15 protein-coding genes are annotated in these 19,754 nt (G+C 69.3%); 12 read left to right on the forward strand and 3 right to left on the reverse strand.

What is annotated here, in order from left to right; genetic code table 11:
• Positions 1–21 precede the first annotated feature (21 nt).
• Genes ACWPN7_RS27300 through ACWPN7_RS27330 form a run of 7 tightly spaced genes read left to right on the forward strand, consistent with a single transcriptional unit; the run spans position 22 to position 7,149 of the window.
• Positions 22–1,062, forward strand: coding sequence for an ABC transporter substrate-binding protein (locus tag ACWPN7_RS27300; protein WP_459196277.1), 1,041 nt, complete (start codon positions 22–24; stop codon positions 1,060–1,062).
• 46 nt (positions 1,063–1,108) lie between these two features.
• On the forward strand, positions 1,109–1,906 hold the full coding sequence (locus ACWPN7_RS27305; protein WP_247874650.1) for an SDR family NAD(P)-dependent oxidoreductase: 798 nt from the start codon (positions 1,109–1,111) through the stop codon (positions 1,904–1,906).
• Positions 1,907–1,944: 38 nt separating this feature from the next.
• Complete coding sequence (locus tag ACWPN7_RS27310; RefSeq protein WP_200476232.1) at positions 1,945–2,826, forward strand: ABC transporter ATP-binding protein; 882 nt, start codon at positions 1,945–1,947, stop codon at positions 2,824–2,826.
• Complete coding sequence (locus ACWPN7_RS27315) at positions 2,823–3,596, forward strand: ABC transporter permease (protein WP_040137649.1); 774 nt, start codon at positions 2,823–2,825, stop codon at positions 3,594–3,596. Before ACWPN7_RS27310 ends, ACWPN7_RS27315 begins: the two co-directional genes overlap by 4 nt.
• Before the next feature lie 55 nt (positions 3,597–3,651).
• Positions 3,652–4,698 carry an ABC transporter substrate-binding protein gene (locus ACWPN7_RS27320; RefSeq protein ID WP_459196278.1) on the forward strand — a complete coding sequence of 349 codons (1,047 nt, stop codon included), beginning with the start codon at positions 3,652–3,654 and terminating at the stop codon, positions 4,696–4,698.
• 7 nt (positions 4,699–4,705) lie between these two features.
• Positions 4,706–6,160 (forward strand): amidohydrolase family protein, encoded by a 1,455-nt coding sequence (locus ACWPN7_RS27325; protein WP_459196279.1) that lies wholly within the window; start codon positions 4,706–4,708, stop codon positions 6,158–6,160.
• Between the two features lie 29 nt (positions 6,161–6,189).
• The gene (locus ACWPN7_RS27330; protein ID WP_459196280.1) at positions 6,190–7,149 is read left to right on the forward strand and encodes an acetamidase/formamidase family protein; all 960 of its coding nucleotides are present in this window, start codon (positions 6,190–6,192) and stop codon (positions 7,147–7,149) included.
• A gap of 48 nt (positions 7,150–7,197) precedes the next feature.
• On the opposite strand, the gene ACWPN7_RS27335 is transcribed toward ACWPN7_RS27330, so the two are convergent.
• From ACWPN7_RS27335 to ACWPN7_RS27345, 3 genes are all read right to left on the reverse strand, one after another.
• A complete protein-coding gene (locus ACWPN7_RS27335) occupies positions 7,198–7,611 on the reverse strand; it encodes a DUF3830 family protein (RefSeq protein ID WP_200476228.1) in 414 nt (137 codons plus the stop codon).
• A 14-nt stretch (positions 7,612–7,625) separates the two neighbouring features.
• On the reverse strand, positions 7,626–9,086 hold the full coding sequence (locus tag ACWPN7_RS27340; protein WP_459196281.1) for a dihydroorotase: 1,461 nt from the start codon (positions 9,084–9,086) through the stop codon (positions 7,626–7,628).
• Positions 9,087–9,277: 191 nt separating this feature from the next.
• Positions 9,278–9,781 carry a DUF5872 domain-containing protein gene (locus ACWPN7_RS27345; protein ID WP_201042328.1) on the reverse strand — a complete coding sequence of 168 codons (504 nt, stop codon included), beginning with the start codon at positions 9,779–9,781 and terminating at the stop codon, positions 9,278–9,280.
• A gap of 437 nt (positions 9,782–10,218) precedes the next feature.
• Here ACWPN7_RS27345 and ACWPN7_RS27350 point away from each other — a divergent pair, with 437 nt between their 5' ends.
• The 5 genes from ACWPN7_RS27350 to ACWPN7_RS27370 all read left to right on the forward strand — a co-directional run bounded on the left by ACWPN7_RS27350 (position 10,219) and on the right by ACWPN7_RS27370 (position 19,717).
• A complete protein-coding gene (locus ACWPN7_RS27350; protein ID WP_459196282.1) occupies positions 10,219–11,376 on the forward strand; it encodes an efflux RND transporter periplasmic adaptor subunit in 1,158 nt (385 codons plus the stop codon).
• A 14-nt stretch (positions 11,377–11,390) separates the two neighbouring features.
• Complete coding sequence (locus ACWPN7_RS27355) at positions 11,391–14,642, forward strand: efflux RND transporter permease subunit (protein ID WP_081863401.1); 3,252 nt, start codon at positions 11,391–11,393, stop codon at positions 14,640–14,642.
• A gap of 129 nt (positions 14,643–14,771) precedes the next feature.
• Complete coding sequence (locus ACWPN7_RS27360; RefSeq protein ID WP_459196283.1) at positions 14,772–15,842, forward strand: HlyD family secretion protein; 1,071 nt, start codon at positions 14,772–14,774, stop codon at positions 15,840–15,842.
• On the forward strand, positions 15,839–18,592 hold the full coding sequence (rbbA, locus tag ACWPN7_RS27365) for a ribosome-associated ATPase/putative transporter RbbA (protein ID WP_459196284.1): 2,754 nt from the start codon (positions 15,839–15,841) through the stop codon (positions 18,590–18,592). The genes ACWPN7_RS27360 and rbbA overlap by 4 nt, the downstream gene beginning before the upstream one ends.
• Before the next feature lie 3 nt (positions 18,593–18,595).
• Positions 18,596–19,717, forward strand: a complete 1,122-nt coding sequence (locus ACWPN7_RS27370; protein WP_459196285.1) for an ABC transporter permease — start codon at positions 18,596–18,598, stop codon at positions 19,715–19,717.
• Positions 19,718–19,754: the final 37 nt, after the last annotated feature.

A 19,754-nucleotide genomic window follows, 5' to 3' on the forward strand; every position in this document is an offset into this window, starting at 1 on the left:
CTTACGGGAGTTGACGGCCTCATGGACAAGCGGTTGAACATCTGGTCCGCGACGTTGGCGGGCGTTCTCCTCAGCGTGGCCGGCGGCTCCACCGCCGCGATGGCCGAGACCCCGGTCAAGCTGGTGCTGAACTGGAAGTATCAGGGTCCCCAGGCGCTGATCCTGCTGGCCGAGGACAACGGCTACTTCAAGGCGGAGGGGCTGAAGGTCACCATCGACCAGGGCGAGGGCTCCGGCGCGTCGATCACCAAGGTGGCGACCGGCTCCTACGACGTCGGCTTCGGGGACATCAACTCCCTGATCACGCTCGCCGCCAAGTCGCCGGACGAGGCGCCGATCGCCGTCTACATGATGTACAACACGCCGCCCTTCACCGTCGCCGTGAAGGCCGACGGGCCGATCCGCACGCCCAAGGACCTGGAGGGCAAGACCATCGGCAGCCCGGCCAGCGACGGCGCCCTGAAGCTGTTTCCCGCCTTCGCCACCATGGCCGGGATCGACGCCGGCAAGGTGACGCTGACCAACATGCAGGCGAACCTGCGCGAGCAGATGCTGATGCGCGGCCAGGTGGACGGCGTGCTCGGCTACGTCAACACCATCACCTTCGGCGCCAAGGCCGCCGGGATGAATCCCGACAAGGACTTCCGCTTCATCAAGTACGGCGACTACGGCATGGATCTCTACTCCAACGCCATCGTCGTCTCGCGCGCCTTCGCGAAGGAGAACGGCGAGGCGGTGAAGGGCCTGCTGCGCGCCATCAACCGCGCCACCAAGGACATGATCGCCGACCCGGCGAAGTCGGTGGGCTCGGTGATGAAGCGCGAACCCCTGCTGAACGAGGCGGTCGAGATCGAGCGCACCGAGGCCACCATCCGGCAGGAGATGAACCATCCCGAGATCGCGCGGATCGGTCTGGGCGACGTGGACCCGGAGCGCTTCCAGCGCTCCATCGAGATCGTGGTCAAGGCGAACGGGCTGGAGCGGACGCCGAAGGCGTCGGACGTCTTCACCGACGCCTATCTGCCGCCCCGCGCCGACCGGCCGAGCCGCGTCGCCCCGTAACACGGCTCCAACAGGCAACACGGCCCCAACAGCAAGACGACGAGCAATGACGATGAATCTGGAACTGAAGGGGCGGGTCGTCCTGATCACCGGCCCGGCGAAGGGCATGGGCGAGGCGGTGACGATGGCCTTCGCCGACGAGGGCTGCCGGCTGGCGCTGGTCGGGCGCGACACCACCGCCATCGAACCGGTCGCGGCGCGGGTCCGCGCCGCGGGCGGGGAGGCCATCGTCATCCCCTGCGACATCACCGACGAGCGGCAGTGCCAGGGGGCGGCGGAGCGCACGCTGGCGGCCTACGGCCGCATCGACGTGCTCGTCAACGTCGCCGGAGGGTCCGGTCCCATCGGCAAGACGGGGTGGGAGACCAGCCAGGAGGAATTCAACGAGATCGTCACCCTCAACATGACCGGCTGTTTCAACACCATGCGCGCCGTCATGCCGACCTTCGCCGCCCAGCGCTACGGAAAGATCGTCAACGTCGGCGGCACCTTTGGGATGCGCGGGCGGGCGGGCCGGATGGCCTATTCGGCGTCCAAGTGGGGCTTGCGCGGCATCACCAAGTCCTTTGCGCTGGAGGCCGGTCCCTTCAACGTCAACGTCAACTGCGTCGCCCCCGGCATGGTCGAAGGGCCGCGCTTCCGCGGCAAGGTCGTGCCGGAAATGGCCCGCCGCCTGGGCATCAGCGAGGAGGCCGCCGCCGAGCGCCACGCCGCCGACTATGCCCTGCGCCGCGTCTCCACGGGCGAGGACGTGGCCAACGCCTGCCTGTTCCTGGCGAGCGACGCCTCGCGGCAGATCACCGGCGTGGACCTTCCGGTCGACGGCGGATGGGCGGCGCTGTGACCGCGCCTCCGGCGGGTCCGAAGACGGAAGGGCAAACGATGTTCCTGCAGAACGCCACACCGGCCGAAACGGCCGAGCTGACCACGCCGACCGGCCTCAAGCCGCCGGGCGGGGCGCGGCCCATCATCGAGTTCGAGCGCGTCACGGTCTCCTACGGGCGGGACGCCGCCGCGACCCAGGCGCTCGCCGAAAGCACCTTCCGCATCGACCACGGCGACTTCATCGCCCTGGTCGGCCCCTCCGGCTGCGGCAAATCGACGATCCTGAAGCTGGTGGGCGGGCTGCTGAAGGCGTCCAGCGGCCATGTCTTCGTCGCCCGGCGCGAGGTCGGGGCGGAGGACGTGCGCATCGGCATGGCCTTCCAGAATCCGACGCTGCTGCCCTGGCTCAGCATCCGCGACAACGTGATGCTGCCGCTGAAGATCGCGCGGCCCTTCCGCGAGGAATGGCGGCAGAAGCGCAAGACCGAGTACCGCGACCGCGCCGACGCCCTGCTTGCCAAGGTCGGGCTTCAGGATTTCGCCAACAAGTTCCCATGGCAGCTGTCCGGCGGGATGCAGCAGCGCGCCTCGCTGTGCCGCGCCCTGATCCACGACCCGACGCTGCTCCTGCTCGACGAGCCCTTCGGCGCGCTCGACCAGTTCACGCGCGAGGAGCTGTGGGCCACCCTGCAGACGCTGTGGATGGAGCGCCGGCCGACCGTTCTCCTGGTGACGCACGACCTGCGCGAAAGCGCCTTCCTGGCCAACCGCATCATGGTGATGAGCGCGCGTCCCGGCCGCATCCTGGTGGATGAGCGGGTGAACTTCCCGCGGCCGCGCACGCTCGACACCACCTACCAGCCGGAATTCACCAGCCTGACGCACACGCTGCGCAGCCTCATCGTCGCCGCGCGGAGCGGCGCAGGAGCGCCGTCATGAGAGCCGTGAACCGCGAGAAGCTTGCCTCCGCCGCCCTCATCGTCGGCGTCTTCGTCCTGTGGGAGGTCTCCTGCCTCGTCTTCGGCATCAGCGAGATCATCCTGCCGCGGCCCAGCCAGATCATCGCCACGCTGATCGACCGCTGGCCGGCGCTGATGCCGCACGCGGTGCAGACGCTCTACACCACGCTGGTCGGCTTCGCGCTGGGTGTCGGGGCCGGGGTGGTGATCGGGCTGCTGATCGGCTCCTCCCGCCTCGCCTACAACGTCGCCTTCCCGCTGCTGGTCGGCTTTTCCTCCATCCCCAAGGTGGCGGTGGTGCCGATCTTTGTCCTGTGGTTCGGCTCGGGCACGGTGCCGGCGGTGCTGACCTCGGCGATCATCTGCGTCTTCCCGGTGGTGGTGAACATGGCGACCGGCCTCGCCACGACCGAGCCGGAGCTGGAGGACGTGCTGCGCACCCTGAAGGCGTCCAAGCGCGACATTCTGCTGAACGTCGGGCTGCCCCGCGCGATGCCTTATTTCTTCGCGTCGCTGAAGGTGGCCGTCACCCTGTCCTTCGTCGGGACGGTGATCTCGGAGACGGTGGCCTCCAACCGCGGCGTCGGCAACATGATGCTGATCGCCTCCTCCAACTTCAACGTTCCGCTGGTCTTCGCCGGCCTGTTCATCCTGGCCGGGCTGGGCGTCGCCCTTTACGTGATCTTCTCGCTGATCGAGCGCCGCGTCACCGGCTGGGCCAACCGCAAGACGGAGTTCGCAGGCGGGTGACCGGTTCAGCCCGCTTCCGGTCATAGCCAAAAACATCCTCGGTATGGAGACAGGCATGTTCACCATCACCCGCCGCGCCGCGCTTCTGGCCGGGCTCGGCCTTTCCCTGGCCCTTCCCTTTGCCCCGGCCGTCGCGCAGGAGCGCACGCCGATCCGCTTCACGCTGGACTGGAAGTATCAGGGCATCCACGCCTGGTACTTCGTCGCCCAGGAGAAGGGCTACTTCCGCGAGGAAGGGCTGGACGTCACCATCGACCAGGGCGAAGGCTCCTCCGCCACCGTCACGCGCATCATGTCGGGCGCCTACGACGCCGGCTTCGGCGACATCAACGCGGTGATCCAGCAGGTGGCCCAGAAGCCCGCCGAGGCGCCGGTGATGGTCTACCACATCTACAACAAGCCGCCCTTCGCGGTGCTGACCAAGGCGGACAGCGGCATCACCGGGCTGAAGGACCTCGTCGGCAAGACGGTCGGCGGCCCGGCCGGCAGCGCCGCCACCCGCCTGCTGCCCGCCCTGCTGGAGCGCAACGGCCTGGACCCGTCCGGCGTCGAGGTGCTGAACATGCAGCCAAACCTCCAGGAGCAGATGCTGATCCGCGGCGAGGTCGCCGCCTCGCTGGTCTTCAACGTCACCAGCTACGTCAACCTGATCCAGCAGGGGCAGAACCCCGACACCGGCTTCCGCTGGATCAGCTACGCCGACCACGGCCTCGACCTCTATTCCAACGGCGTGATGGTGTCCCAGGCGCTGGCGCGCGACAAGCCGCAGGCGGTGAAGGGGCTGGTGCGCGCCATCAACCGCGCCGTCCAGGACGTGATGGCCGACCCGGCCGCCGCCGTGAAGACGCTGGTCAAGGTCGAGCCGCTGATCGACGCCGGAAGCGAGCAGCGCCGCTTGCGGTTCGCCTTCGATGCCATGATGATCACCCCGGAATCGCGCGAGATCGGGCTGGGCGACCTGTCGGACGACCGGCTGGCGCGCTCCATCGACGTGATGGCCGCGGCCTACAAGCTGCCCAACCAGCCGGCGCCCGGCCGGATCTTCGACCGCTCCTTCCTGCCGCCCCAGACGGAGCGGCGCATCGTTCCCTCCGCCGGATGAGGTTGCCATGACGGTCCGTTCCATCGCCTGCACCGCCCTGCTCGACGGGCCCGGCTACACGCCGCGGGGACCGGGGCGGCTGACGCTCCGCGACGGACGGATCGCGGCGGTGGAGCCGGTGATGGGAACCGGGGAGGCCGCGGAGCCGCTGTTCGCCCTGCCGGCGCCCGTCAACGCGCACGACCACGGGCGGCCGGTCCGCTCCAGCTCCTTCGGGGCGGCGGGCAAGCCGCTGGAGGTCTGGCTGCACTATCTGGCCCTGCTGCCGGCAGTCGATCCCTATCTGGCCGCCGCTGCGTCGCTGGGGCGCAGCGCGCTCGGCGGCGCCGGGGCGGTCATGGTGCATTACACCCGCACCCAGGGGCTGACTCCGTTGCCTGAGGAAGCGGCGGAGGTCGCCCGCGCCGCCCGCGACGTGGGGCTGCGGATCGCCTTCGCGGTGGCGCTGAAGGACCGCAACCCGCTGGTCTACGGCCCGTCCGAGGAGTTGCTGGCCCTACTGCCCGACGAGGCGCGGCGGGAATTCGCCCGCCGCACCGCCGCGCCGCCGCCATCCCCCGCCGAGCAGATCCGGCTGGTGGAGGAGGTGGCGGCCGCCGTGGCGGGCGAGCTGGTGGATGTGCAGTACGGCCCGACCGGCGTGCAGTGGTGCTCGCCGGAGCTGTTGCAGGCGGTGGCCGACGCCTCCGCCCGCACGGGGCGGCGCGTCCACATGCACTGCCTGGAGACGCGCTACCAGCGCGCCTGGGCGGACCGCCAGTTTCCCGACGGTCTGTTCCCGTATCTGAAGCGGATCGGCCTGCTGTCGCCGCGCCTCACGCTGGCCCATTGCACCTGGATCAGGCCGGAGGAGATGGACATCCTCGCCGAGACGGGCGTGACCGTGTCGGTGAACACCGGCTCCAACCTCGGCCTGCGGTCGGGCATCGCGCCGCTGGCGGAGATGGTGGCGCGGGGCTGCCGAGTGGCGCTCGGCCTCGACGGGCTGGCCTTGAACGAGGACGACGACGCGCTGGGCGAGATGCGGCTCGCCAACGCGCTGCACTGCGGCTGGGGCTTCGACGGGGCGGTCGACGAGGCGCAGATGCTGCGCATCGCGCTCGCCAATGGGCGCGCGTCGGTCACCGGACGGGAGGAGGGCGGCGTCATTGTCCCCGGCCAGCCGGCCGACCTGCTTCTGCTGGACGCCGGCGCGCTCGATTCCGACCGGCTGCTTGACGGGCTGTGCCTGCGCGACCTGCTGTTCGCCCGCGCCGGGGCCGGCCACATCGCCGAGCTGCTGGTCGCCGGGAGGACCATCGTGCGGCGGGGCCAGGTCACCAGCATCGACCACCCGGCGGTGCAGGCGGAGTTGCTGGCCCGGCTGCGCCACGGCATGGCCGGCAGCGCCGCGCTCCAGGCCGCCCTGCCGGCGCTGGAGGACGCCATGCGGCGCTACTATGACGCCGCCCCCTGCTGTTGATTGAGTTCCCGCTTTTTTAGGACCGCTCCATGCCGCTCGACCTTTTTCCGACTCCCGAATGCGTGCATTGGGGCTTTTTCGATGGAACGCTGCCGCCGGTCGCCGAGATCGCCAGCGGCGACGTCGTGACGATCCACACCGTCAGCGGCGGGACGGAGGATTTGCCGCCGGACGGGCGCGGCATGACCGTCCGCCCGGAGCACCGGCGAATCCTCGCCGCCGTGGAGCCGGGGCCGGGACCGCACATCATGACCGGGCCGATCGCCGTCCGCGGCGCGGAGCCGGGGGACGCGCTGCGGGTGGATATCCTGGAGGTGTCGCTGCGCGACGACTGGGGCTTCAACCTGATCCGCCCCGGCGCCGGGGCGCTGCCCGATCTGGTGCCCGATCTGGCGCCAGGGGGGGGCCGCATCCATCTGCCCATCGACCGCGCGCGCGGCGTGATCCAGATGCCCTGGGGACTGGAGATTCCGGCCCGCCCCTTCTTCGGCGTGATCGGGACGGCGCCGCCACCCGCCGACGGGCGGCTGACGTCCATCGTGCCCGGCGCCTTCGGCGGCAACATCGACAACAAGGAGCTGACGGCGGGCGCGGTGCTGCACCTGCCGGTGTGGACCGCGGGCGCGCTGCTGTCCGTCGGTGACGGCCACGCCGCGCAGGGCGACGGCGAGGTCTGCCTGACCGCGGTCGAAACCGGCCTGACCGGGTGTTTCCGTGTCGAGCTGGTGAAGGGGGCCGGTCTGGCCGGCCCGTGGGCGGAGACGGCGGACCACGTCATCACCATGGGGTTCGACCCGGACCTCGACGAGGCGGCGCGGATCGCGCTCCGCGCTATGATCGCGCTGATTTCCGGCCGCACCGGCCTGTCCGCCGAGGAGGCCTATCGCCTGTGCAGCGTCGCCGCCGATTTGCGGGTGACGCAGCTGGTCAACCGGCACAAGGGCATCCACGCCCTGCTTCCGCGCTGGGCGCTGCACGGCGCGTCCTGAGCCCGCCGGCTCGCCCTCTCCCTGCCGGAGGAGGAGAGGGCGGCGCGGTCAGAGCAGGGCAATCTCGAAATCCTTGGCCCCTTCCCACAGCACCAGACGGCCCAGCTCCGGCAGGTTCTCCAGCCCGGACGTCAGGGTGATGACGTGGTTGCCGGCGAGCTGGCCGACCTTGCTGGAGAAGCTGACGCCGCCGTAGGCCAGCAGGATTTCCGTCTCGCTGAGGCCGCCGGGGTACAGGATGATCTGCCCCGGCGCCGGATGGCTGGTGTGGTTCTCGTAGGGGACGGCGAAATCCGTCTCCCCCAGCGGCACCCACACGCCCTCGCCGCTCCAGCGGACATGGACGATGCGGCTGCGGAAGGGAAGCCGCGCGCGGAGCGCGGCAACCGTCTTCGGCGCCCCGTCCGTCTCGAAGCGGGCTTCGAAACGGAAGGGGCCGGCGGTGATGAGGAGGTCGCTCATGGCCGGCGTCCCCGTCACGGCTTGGCGGCGGTGACCGCCGCGCTGATCTGGGCGGCGGTGACCGCCGCGATGGTCTTGTGGATGTTGCGCGGCTCGGCCGGCGGCATGCGCTGGATGGTGTGGACGGAGCGGCCGTGGCCCCTCATGGTCTCGACCAGGGCGCCGTCGCGCACCACGAAGGCCCCGCGGACCAGCGTGTGCTTCAGCTTTCCCTTCACCTTGCGCCCGTGCCAGGGGGAGATGCGCGACAGCGAGTGCAGCTTGAAGTCGTCGATCACCCACTCCTCGGACAGGTCGAACAGCGCGAGGTCGGCGTCGGCGCCGGGCAGGATGGCGCCCTTCTGCGGGTAGAGGCCGAAGCTCTTGGCCGGGGCTTCCGAGCTGGCGCGGACATAGTCGCGGATGTCCATGCGGCCTTCCGCGACGGCGGTCAGCATCAGCGGCATCTGCGTTTCCACGCCGGGGAAGCCGCAGTCGCAGTTCCAGATCACCGACCGGGTCTTCTCCTCCGGCGTGTGGGGCGCGTGGTCGGTGGCGATCATGTCGATCGTGCCGTCCTTCAGGGCGTTCCACAGCGGCTCGTGGCAATCGGCCTCGCGCACCGGCGGGTTGACGCGGATGACGCCCTTGCAGCGCGCGTAGTCGTCGGTGCTCAGCATCAGGTAGTGCGGGCCGGTTTCGCCGGTGATGTCCACGCCGCGGGCCTTCGCCTCGGCGAGCGGGCGGAGTTCCTCCTTGGAGGAGATGTGCAGGATGTGGATGCGCGCACCGGTCCATTCGGCCAGGGTCGCGGCGCGCTCCACCGCCTCCACCGCCACGACGGCCGGGCGGGAGTCGAGGTGGGCGAGCGGATCGTTGCGGCCGGCCTCGCGCAGGCGCTTCTCCCGCCGCTCCATGATGGTGTTGGTTTCGGCGTGCAGGCTGACGCGCTTGCCGGTCGGCGCGACGCGCTCGAACAGTTCGAGCATGGCGCCGGTGTCCGGCGACGGGATGCGCCCAAAGGTGTTGCCCATGTAGAGCTTGAAGCCGATGACGCCGCCCTCGGCCAGCGCTTCGACGTGGTCGAGCGACTCCTCGCCCAGCACCGCGTAGAGGCCGTAATCGACAAAGGCCTTCTCGTCCGCGATGGCGTGCTTGGCGGCCAGGATCTCCGGCGTGGCCACGGTCGGGATGGTGTTGGGCATGTCGAAGACGGTGGTCACGCCGCCGAACGCCGCGGCGCTGGTGCCGCTGGCCCAGTCCTCCTTGTGGGTGTAGCCGGGATCGCGGAAATGCACATGGACGTCGATCCCGCCGGGCAGGATGGCGAGGCCGGTCGCGTCCAGCGTTTCGGCCGACGGCGGCATCGTCTCCGGCGCGCCGATGGCGGCGATCCTGCCGTTGCTGATGGCGATGCTGGCCGGGAAACGCGCCGCGGAGGTGACGATTTCACCCCCGTGAATCACGAGATCGGCGATCGAATCTGTGCCTGCCACCGGATGTTCCTTCATCATTCAAGCCCGCAATGTGGTGTGGAGCGGTCACGTCGCGTCGTGGACAGGTGGCAGGCTAGGCAGCGTCGCGATTCACCTCAAACGCCAATTTCCGGCAAGGGCGTCGACAAAAAGTACAAGCCCACAGGCGGCCTGGGGGCTGCCGGGCGGTTGTCTCGCGGTATGGCGGGAGGTCAGGAGAGGGCCTTCCGCAACTCCTCCTTGGTCATGCGGGACCGGCCGGGCAGGTTCTGCTGCTTGGCCTTTTCGTAGAGGGCGGCACGGGTCAATTCCCCGCCGTCGTGGTGCCGGAAGGGGGCCGTCTTGCGGGCCACGTCGTCCGGCTGCCGGGAGAACTGCCGGCCCTTCGTCGTGTCGGCGCGCTTCTTGTCGCTGGTGCGCTGGTAGTCCGCCTTGGACAGGTGGTCGCGGGCGTGCCGGGGCAGGTAGCGTTCCCCCGTTTCCCCGCTCGGCTTGCCGGAGCGCGTACCCCAGTCCTCGTCGGTCCACTGCTTCAGGCTGTTGTCCGCGGACTTCGGGCCTTCGTAGCCGCCGCCGCGCCGCTTGTACTCCTGGACGGCCATCTGGGCCTTGCGGGCGGACCACTGGCCGGGCTCGCCGCCTTTGTCGCCGTGTTGAATGCTTGCCTTGACCTTTTCCCACAAACCGGGGTCGGAGCGCTCGGCGCGCGATGCCATGGTGGCCTCCTGCCTGTGATACCGAAGGCGTTTGATGGCTTCCATCAAACGCCTTCGGTTCAAACCCGACAGCACATGGCGCAGCCATGTGCGAAAGGGTCATACGGCCGGCCGATCATGGAACTGTTCATGCGCCGGCCGTATGACACAGTGCAGGAACAGATCGATGTCGGGAGTGGTGCCGTGCCCAGGACCGAATCCGCCGTTCCGCGGTCGTGCCGCATCATCCGTCCTCGCTTCGCCTTGCCAAATTTGCGAACGGATTTGGAGATTCTCCCCCTTTACAAGGGGTAGCGATTGCAACCTTCGCGTCCTGTGGTACTTTGGTGATCCATGCAACCATCCTTGCTCCGGAGACGGGAACGGAGGTGGTCATGACGGCGATTGGGACAGGAAGGGCTGCATCCGTTCGTCGGGTGATGGCCGGATTGGCGCTGTTGCTCGCCGCCCTCGCGGCGATCGCCGTCCTGTCGATGGCCGGTCCGTCCGGCAATGGCGCCCGCGCCGCCGAGACCGCCCAGAACGCTCCGCCGCCGGTGACGGTCAGCCCGCCGCTGCGCAAGGAGATCGTCGAGTGGGACGAGTTCACCGGCCAGTTCCAGGCGGTGGACTTCGTGGAGATCCGGGCGCGGGTCAGCGGCTATCTCGACTCCATCGCCTTCCAGGACGGCCAGCTCGTCAAGCAGGGCGACCCGCTGTTCGTCATCGATCCGCGCCCCTTCGAGGCGGCGCTGGCCTCGGCGCGGGCGGAACAGCAGCAGGCCGAAGCCAAGCTGGATTTGTCGAACCGCCAGCTCGCCCGCGCGTCGGAGCTGCGGCGCAGCGACAACGTCGCGGCCAGCGTGTTCGACGAGCGCCAGCAGCAGGTCCGCGTCGACGCCGCCGGGGTCGAGGTGGCGAAGGCCGCCGTGCGGACGGCGGAGCTGAACCTGAACTTCACCCGAATCACCGCCCCGATCGCTGGCCGCATCAGCCGGCGCGAGGTCAGCGTCGGCAACCTCATCGTCGGCGGCGACACCAGCACGACGACCCTGCTGACCACCATCGTCTCGCTCGACCCGATCTACTTCATCTTCGACATGAGCGAAGCCGACTACCTCGCCTATCAGCGGGCGGCGGCGCGCGGTGCGTTGAAGTCGCAGCGCGACGGCGGCATCGAGGTCGAAGGCCGCCTGTTCGACGAGCAGAACTGGCCCTTGAAGGGCACGCTCAACTTCATCGACAATCAGGTGAGCCCCGGCGCCGGCACCATCCGTGCCCGCGCCGTCTTTCCCAACCCGTCGCTGCTGCTGACGCCCGGCCAGTTCGGGCGGCTGCGCCTGCCGGGGTCCGACCGCTACACCGCCACGCTGATCCCCGATCAGGCGGTGGTCAGCGATCAGGCCAACAAGATCGTCCTGACGGTCGGCAACGACGGGACGGTGGTGCCGAAGCCGGTGCGCCTCGGCCCCATCGAGGACGGGTTGCGCGTCGTGCGCTCCGGGCTGGAGGAGACCGACAAGGTCATCATCAACGGCCTCGTCCGGGCCCGGCCGGGCGCCAAGGTGACGCCGCAGGACGGACGGATCGAGCCACCCAAGCCGCCGGCCGGTTGAGCGGAGCCGGCGCCATGAACATTTCGCACTTCTTCATCAACCGGCCGATCTTCGCGGCGGTCCTGTCCATCTTCGTCACGCTCATCGGGATCTTCGCCTATCTGACCCTGCCGGTCGCGCAGTATCCGGAGATCGCGCCGCCGACCATCGTGGTCAATGCGACCTACCCCGGCGCGTCGGCGCAGGTGGTCGCCGACACCGTGTCCGCCCCCATCGAGCAGGAGGTCAACGGCGTCGAGGACATGCTCTACATGTCCTCGCAGGCGACCAGCGACGGACGGCTCCAGCTCACCATCACCTTCAAGCTGGGCACCGACCTGGACACCGCGCAGGTGCTGGTGCAGAACCGCCTTGCCGTGGCCGAGCCCCGCCTGCCGGAGGACGTGCGGCGCATCGGCGTGACCGTGCGCAAGAACTCGCCCGACATGCTGATGGTGATCCATCTGAACTCGCCGGATGGGACGCGCGACCAGCTCTACATGTCCAACTACGCGCTGCTGCAGATCAAGGACGTGCTGGCGCGCCTGGACGGGGTGGGCGACATCCAGGTGTTCGGTGCCCGCGACTACGCCATGCGCGTCTGGCTCGACCCCGACCGGGTGGCGGCGCGCGGCCTGACCGCCGGCGACGTGGTGCGGGCGATCCAGGCACAGAACGTCCAGGTGTCGGGCGGTGTCATCAACCAGCCGCCGGTGCCGGCCCCCGGCGCCTTCCAGCTCAACGTCGAGACGCTGGGCCGCCTGACCGACCCGCGCGAGTTCGGCAACATCATCGTCAAGACCGACGGGGCCGCGGTCACCCGCCTGCGCGACGTGGCGCGGGTCGAGCTGGGGGCGCAGGACTACAATCTGAACGCCTATCTGGACCGCCAGCAGGCGGTGCCGCTGGTCATCTTCCAGAGGCCGGGCTCCAACGCGCTGGAAACCGCCGACCGCATCCTGGCGACCATGGCGGACCTCTCCAAGGGCTTCCCCAGCGGGATGCGCTACGACGTGGTCTACAACCCGACGGAGTTCATCGCGCAGTCGGTGGAGGAGGTCTACAAGACGATCTTCGAGGCCGTGGCGCTGGTGGTGGTGGTCGTCATCCTGTTCCTTCAGACATGGCGCGCCTCCATCGTGCCGATCGCCGCGATCCCGGTCTCGCTGATCGGCACCTTCACGGTCTTGGCGGCGCTGGGCTATTCGCTGAACACGCTGTCGCTGTTCGGGCTGGTGCTGGCGATCGGCATCGTCGTGGACGACGCCATCGTCGTGGTGGAGAATGTGGAGCGCTTCATCCGCCAGGGCATGAAGCCCAAGGACGCCGCGCACGAGACGATGAACGAGGTCGGCGGCGCGCTGATCGCCATCGCCCTGGTGCTCACCGCCGTGTTCATCCCGGCGGCCCTGGTCAGCGGCATCTCCGGCCAGTTCTTCCGCCAGTTCGCGGTGACCATCGCGACCGCCACGGTGATTTCCTGTCTGGTGTCGCTGACCCTCAGCCCGGCGCTGTGCGCGCTGCTGTTCAAGCCGCACGAGGCGCACCCGCCCAAGCCGTCGCCGCTGATGCGCCCGGTCAACGCCTTCTTCGGCGGCTTCAACCGGGGCTTCGATCGGCTGTCCAACGGCTATGCCGGGCTGACCGGGCGGCTGGTGCGGCTGCCGGTGATCGTGCTGGCGGTCTACGGCGTGCTGCTCGCCCTGACGGGATGGCAATTCAGCCGGGCGCCGACGGGCTTCATCCCGAACCAGGACCAGGGCTACCTCATCACGGTGGTGCAGTTGCCGCCCGGCTCGTCGCTGGCCCGTACGGACGAGGTGGTGCGCACCGCGGTGGACACGCTGCTGAAGACGCCGGGGGTGATCCACGCCGTGCCCTTCGCCGGCTTCGACGGCGCCACCTTCACCAACGCGCCGAACGCCGGGGCGATCTTCGTGACGCTTGCCCCCTTCGCCGACCGCATCCCGAAGGGCCAGACCGCGGAGTCCGTGCTGGGCGACCTGAGGACCCGGCTGGGCGCCATCGAGGACGCCTTCATCATCACCATCCCGCCGCCGCCGGTGCGCGGCATCGGCAATTCCGGCGGCTTCAAGATGATGGTCGAGGACAAGCGGGGCCGCGGCCTGCCCGCGCTGGAGGAGGCGGTGAACGAGCTGTCCGGCGCGGCGAACCGCATCCCGGGCCTCGTCGGCGTGTTCTCGCTGTTCAACACCAAGACGCCGAAGGTCTTCGCCGACATCGACCGCCAGCGCGCCGAGATGCTGGGCGTCACCGCCGATCAGGTGTTCGAGGCGCTGCAGATCTATGTCGGCTCCTCCTTCGTCAACGAGTTCAATCTGCTGGGCCGCACCTACCGGGTGACCGCGCAGGCCGACGGGCGGTTCCGCCAGACCCCGCGCGACATCGCCAACCTGAAGACCCGCAACGCGCAGGGCGACATGGTCCCGATCGGTGCTGTGGCGGAGTTCCAGAACATCACCGGACCCTACCGCGTCGCCCGCTACAACCTGTATCCGGCGGCGGAGCTGCAGGGGAACACGCTGCCCGGCTTCTCCACCGGCTACGCGCTGGCGGCGATGGAGAAGGCGGCGGCCGACACCCTGCCGGACGGCTTCGGCTTCGAATGGACCGAACTGGCCTACCAGGAGAAGGCGGCGGGCAACACCGGCCTGCTGGTGTTCGGGCTGTCCGTCGTCTTCGTCTTCCTGGTGCTGGCGGCGCAGTACGAGAGCTGGGCGATGCCGCTGTCGGTCATCCTGATCGTGCCGATGTGCCTGCTGGCCTCGGTGACCGGCCTGCTGATGCGCGGGCTGGCGGTGGACATACTGGCGCAGGTGGGGTTCGTCGTGCTGGTCGGGCTGGCCGCCAAGAACGCCATCCTCATCGTCGAGTTCGCCCGCCAGAACGAGCTGTTCGAGGGCAAGGACCGCTTCGAGGCGGCGGTCGCGGCGGCGCGCACCCGGCTCCGCCCGATCCTGATGACGTCCTTCGCCTTCATCCTGGGCGTCGTGCCGCTGATGATCGCGCAGGGCGCGGGGGCGGAGATGCGCCAGTCGCTGGGCACCGCGGTGTTCATGGGAATGCTGGGGGTCACGCTGTTCGGGCTGATCTTCACCCCGGTGTTCTACACGGTGATCCGCGGCCTGTTCAGCGGGCCGCTGGCCGTCAACCAGCATCCCAACCCGAACGCCGAGGCGTCCGACCGAGCCCCGGCCGGAGGAGCGTCGTCGGACGATTGGGGAAATGCCGGGCACATCCGTGGCGTTCCGGCCAAGGAAGACTGAGTGGACATCCCGATGCGGCGAAAGGCAGCGCCTTCCACCTCCGGCTGAAAAAGCCGGTGGCGCTGCGCGGGTGGTCTGATAGGCTGGATCCCCTTGAAGGCGTTGCCTGCAAGCGGAATGGATCGGTGGATGATGAGGAAGCCAAGCCGGTGGCTGCTCAGGGCCGCAGCCGCGCTGTCCATCGTCGTGGTCCTCTACGGGGTGTGGCTGTTCCTGCAACCCAGGGGGCTGCCCGCCGGTCTGGCCAGCGGCAACGGCCGGATCGAGGCGGTCGAGATCGACATCGCCACGAAAACCGCCGGACGGGTCGAGGACATCCTGGTCGATGAGGGCGATTTCGTCACCGCCGGGCAGGTGCTCGCCCGCATGGACACCGACGTGCTCCAGGCCCAGGCCAAGCAGGCCGAGGCGCAGAAGCAGCAGGCGGTCATCGGCGTCGAGACCGCCCGCCATCAGGTGCTCCAGCGCCAGGCCGAGCGGCAGTCGGCGCTGTCCCTGGTCGCCCAGCGCGAGGCCGAGCGGGACGTCGCCCAGAAGCAGCTCGCCCGGTCCGAGGAGTTGGAGGCGCGGGGCACGACGTCGCGGCAGGTGCTCGACACCGACCGCGCCCGCTTCGAAAGCGCGAACGCCGCCGTCAGCGCCGCCAAGGCGCAGGTCGCCGCGGCCGACGCCGCCATCGCCACCGCCGAGGCCCAGGTCGTCAACGCCAAAGCGGCGGTCGACGCCGCCGCGGCCACCATCGAGCGCATCCAGGCCGACATCCGGGACAGCACGCTCCGCTCGCCGCGCGACGGCCGGGTGCAGTTCCGGGTGGCGCAGCCGGGCGAGGTGCTCGGCGCCGGCGGGCGGGTGCTGAACATGGTCGATCTCAGCGACGTCTACATGACCTTCTTCCTGCCGACGGAGGCCGCCGGGCGGGTGAGGATCGGGACGGAGGTGCGCATCGCTCTCGACGCCTTCCCGCAATACGTCATTCCCGCCAAGGCCACCTTCGTGGCCGACGTCGCCCAGTTCACTCCGAAGACCGTGGAGACGGCCAGCGAACGCCAGAAGCTGATGTTCCGGATCAAGGCCCAGGTCCCCCCTCCGTTGCTCAAGAAATACATCCGTGACGTGAAGACCGGCTTGCCGGGGGTGGCCTATGTGCGGATCGATCCGGACACCGAATGGCCGGCCAGCCTGCAAAACCTCGTGCCATGAGCGCCGACCGCGCCGACCGCTCCGCCGCATCACCCGTTGCGCGTCTGCGGGACGTTCGTCTGCTGTACGGAAAGGTCCGGGCCATCGACGGGGTCAGCCTGGACGTTCCGGCGGGGCGCGTCTCAGGGCTGATCGGTCCCGACGGGGTCGGCAAGTCGAGCCTGCTGTCGCTGATGTCGGGCGCGCGCGCCCTGCAGGAGGGGACGGTCGAGGTGCTGGGCGGCAGCATGGCCCGGGCACGCCACCGCCGCGCCGTGTGCCCCCGCATCGCCTACATGCCGCAGGGCCTCGGCAAGAATCTCTACCCGACGCTGTCGATCGCCGAGAATCTCGACTTCTTCGGACGGCTGTTCGGCCAGGGCGGGGCCGAACGCCGGAGGCGCATCGCCGACCTGACGCAAAGCACCGGTCTGGCGCCGTTTCTCGACCGGCCCGCCGGCAAGCTGTCCGGCGGCATGAAGCAGAAGCTCGGCCTGTGCTGCGCGCTCATCCACGATCCGGACCTGCTGATCCTCGACGAGCCGACCACGGGCGTGGACCCGCTCTCCCGCCGGCAGTTCTGGGAGCTGATCGACCGCATAAGGGCGGACCGGCCCGGCATGAGCGTGGTGGTGGCCACCGCCTACATGGAGGAGGCGGCGCGCTTCGACTGGCTCGTCGCCATGGACGAGGGGCGCGTGCTGGCCACCGGCAGCCCACGGGACCTGCTCGACCGCACCGGAACCGCGACGCTGGAGGAGGCCTTCGTCGCGCTGATGCCCGAGGAGAAGCGCCGCGGCCACAAGGCCGTCGCGATCGTGCCGCGAGCGGGCGACGCAAGCGACATCGCCATCGAGGCGAAGGGCCTGACCATGCGGTTCGGCGGTTTCGTGGCGGTCGATCATGTCAGCTTCCGCATCCCGCGCGGCGAGATCTTCGGCTTCCTCGGCTCCAACGGCTGCGGCAAGACGACGACGATGAAGATGCTGACCGGCCTGCTCCAGCCGAGCGAGGGCGAGGCCCGGCTGTTCGGGCAGCCGGTGGACGCCGGCAACATCGAGACCCGGCGGCGCGTCGGCTACATGTCCCAGTCCTTCTCGCTCTATTCGGAGCTGACGATCCGGCAGAACCTGGAACTGCACGCCCGCCTGTTCCAGGTGCCCGAGGACGTCCTTCCCCACCGGGTCGCGGCGGTGGCGGAGCGCTTCGGCCTCGCCGACGCGATGGAGGCGTTGCCGGACCGGCTGCCCCTCGGCCAGCGCCAGCGCCTGTCCCTCGCCGTCGCGATGGTCCACGAGCCCGCCATGCTGATCCTGGACGAGCCGACGTCGGGCGTCGATCCCATCGCGCGCGACGCGTTCTGGGAGATCATGATCGGGCTGGCGCGCCGGGACGGGGTGACGATCTTCATCTCGACGCATTTCATGAACGAGGCCGAGCGCTGCGACCGCGTCTCGCTGATGCACGCCGGCCGCGTGCTGGTCAGCGACACGCCGGCGGCGCTCGTCGCCAAGCGCGGCGCCGCGACGTTGGAGGAAGCCTTCATCGGTTATCTGGAGGAGGCCGTGGCGGCGCGCCGGGAAAGCGATGCGGCGGCGGCTCCTAACGATCGCCGGCCGGTTCCGCCGCCCGCCGCCCCTTCCGGTGAACGCACGGAAGGCCGGTTCTTCAACCCGCGGCGCATGCTCAGCTACTCGCGTCTGGAGGCGCTGGAGTTGCGGCGCGATCCCATCCGGGCGACGCTCGCCCTGGTCGGCAGCCTCCTGCTGATGGTCATCATGGGCTACGGCATCAACATGGACGTCGAGGACCTGTCCTTCGCGGTCTTGGACCGGGACCAGACGACGGTGAGCCGCGACTACACGCTCAATCTCGCAGGCTCCCGCTACTTCGTCGAACAGGCGCCGATCATCGACTACGAGGATCTCGACCGGCGCATGCGGGCGGGCGACCTTTCCCTGGCGCTGGAAATCCCGCCGGGCTTCGGGCGCGACGTCGCCCGCGGGCGTCCGGTCCAGATCGGGGCGTGGATCGATGGTTCCATGCCGGCGCGCGCCGAGACGGTCAGCGGCTATGTGCAGGGCATGCACAGCCAGTGGCTGGCCTCGCGGAGCCAGACGCCCGGCCTCGCCACCATCGAGACCCGCTTCCGCTACAACCCGGACGTCGAGAGCCTGAAGGCCATCGTGCCGGCGGTCATCCCGATCCTGCTGCTGCTGATCCCGGCGATGCTGGCCGCGCTCAGCGTCGTGCGGGAGAAGGAACTCGGCTCGATCATCAACCTCTACGTCACGCCGGTCACCAAGCTGGAGTTCCTGATCGGCAAGCAACTGCCCTATGTCGGGCTGGCCATGCTCAACTTCCTTCTGATGGTGGCGCTGGCGGTCACCGCCTTCGGCGTGCCGCTGACCGGAAACCTGCTGGCCCTGACCACCGGCGCCGTGCTCTACACCGTCGCGGCGACCGCCATGGGGCTGCTGATGTCCAGCTTCATGCGCAGCCAGATCGCCGCCGTCTTCGGCACCACCGTCGCGACGCTGATACCGGCGACCCAGTATTCCGGCATGATCGATCCGGTCTCCTCCCTGGGGGGTGCCGCGGCCCTCATCGGAGAGGTCTACCCGACCACCCATTTCCTGACCATGTCGCGGGGCGTCTTCTCCAAAGCCCTGGGCTTCGGGGATCTGCACGCCGCCTTCGCCGCGCTGCTGATCGCCGTGCCGGTCCTGATCGGGGTGAGCGTGCTGCTGCTGAAGAAGCAGGAGACCTGAGCGATGCAGGCGTCCAACGTCCTGAACCTCGGCATCAAGGAACTGCGCAGCCTCGCCCGCGACCCGATGCTTCTGGCCCTCATCGTCTACTCCTTCACGCTGGCGATCTACACGGCGGCCACCGCCATCCCGGAGACGCTGAACAAGGCGGCGATCGCCATCGTCGACGAGGACCGCTCGCCCCTGTCGGCCCGCATCGTCGGCGCCTTCTACCCGCCCTATTTCCTGCCGCCGGTCCTGATCACGCCCGCCGAGATGGACGCCCGCATGGACGCCGGGCTCGACACCTTCGCGCTCGACATTCCGCCCAACTTCCAGCGCGACGTCCTCGCCGGGCGCCAGCCGGCGATCCAGCTCAACGTCGATGCCACCCGGATGACCCAGGCCTTTTCCGGGAGCGCCTACATCCAGCAGATCGTGAGCGGGGAGGTCGGCGCCTTCGTGCAGCGTTACCGCGGGGAACAAACCCTCCCGGTCGACCTCGCCCTGCGGGTCCGCTTCAATCCCGAGCTGAACAAGGGCTGGTTCGGATCGGTGATCGAGGTCATCAACCAAGTCACGATGCTGTCGATCATCCTGACCGGCGCCGCCCTGATCCGGGAGCGCGAGCATGGCACCATCGAGCATCTGCTGGTGATGCCGGTCACGCCCGTCGAGATCATGGTCGGCAAGATCTGGTCGATGGCGCTGGTCGTGCTCGTCGCCTGCGCCTTTTCCCTGGTCTTCGTCGTCCAGGGGCTGCTGGCGGTTCCCATCGGCGGGTCCGTCGCCCTGTTCCTCGGCGCCGCCGCCCTGCACCTGTTCGCCACCACGTCGATGGGCATCTTCCTGGGGACGGTGGCCCGCAGCATGCCGCAGTTCGGCATGCTGCTGATCCTGGTGATGGTGCCGTTGCAGATGCTGTCGGGAGGCATGACGTCGCGGGAGAGCATGCCCGCCCTCGTCCAGGATGTGATGCTCGCCGCGCCGACGACCCACTTCGTCATGCTGGCCCAGGCCATCCTGTACCGCGGCGCCGGCCTCGACGTGGTCTGGCCGCAATTTCTGGCGCTGATCGGGATCGGCGCGGTCCTGTTCAGCCTGTCGCTGGCGCGCTTCCGCAAGGCCATCAGCCAGATGTCGTGAGCCGCGCCGGCCGATCCCGGAGCGGCTCGCCAAGGTC

The sequence above is a fragment of the Azospirillum sp. UENF 312511 genome (assembly GCF_058780635.1).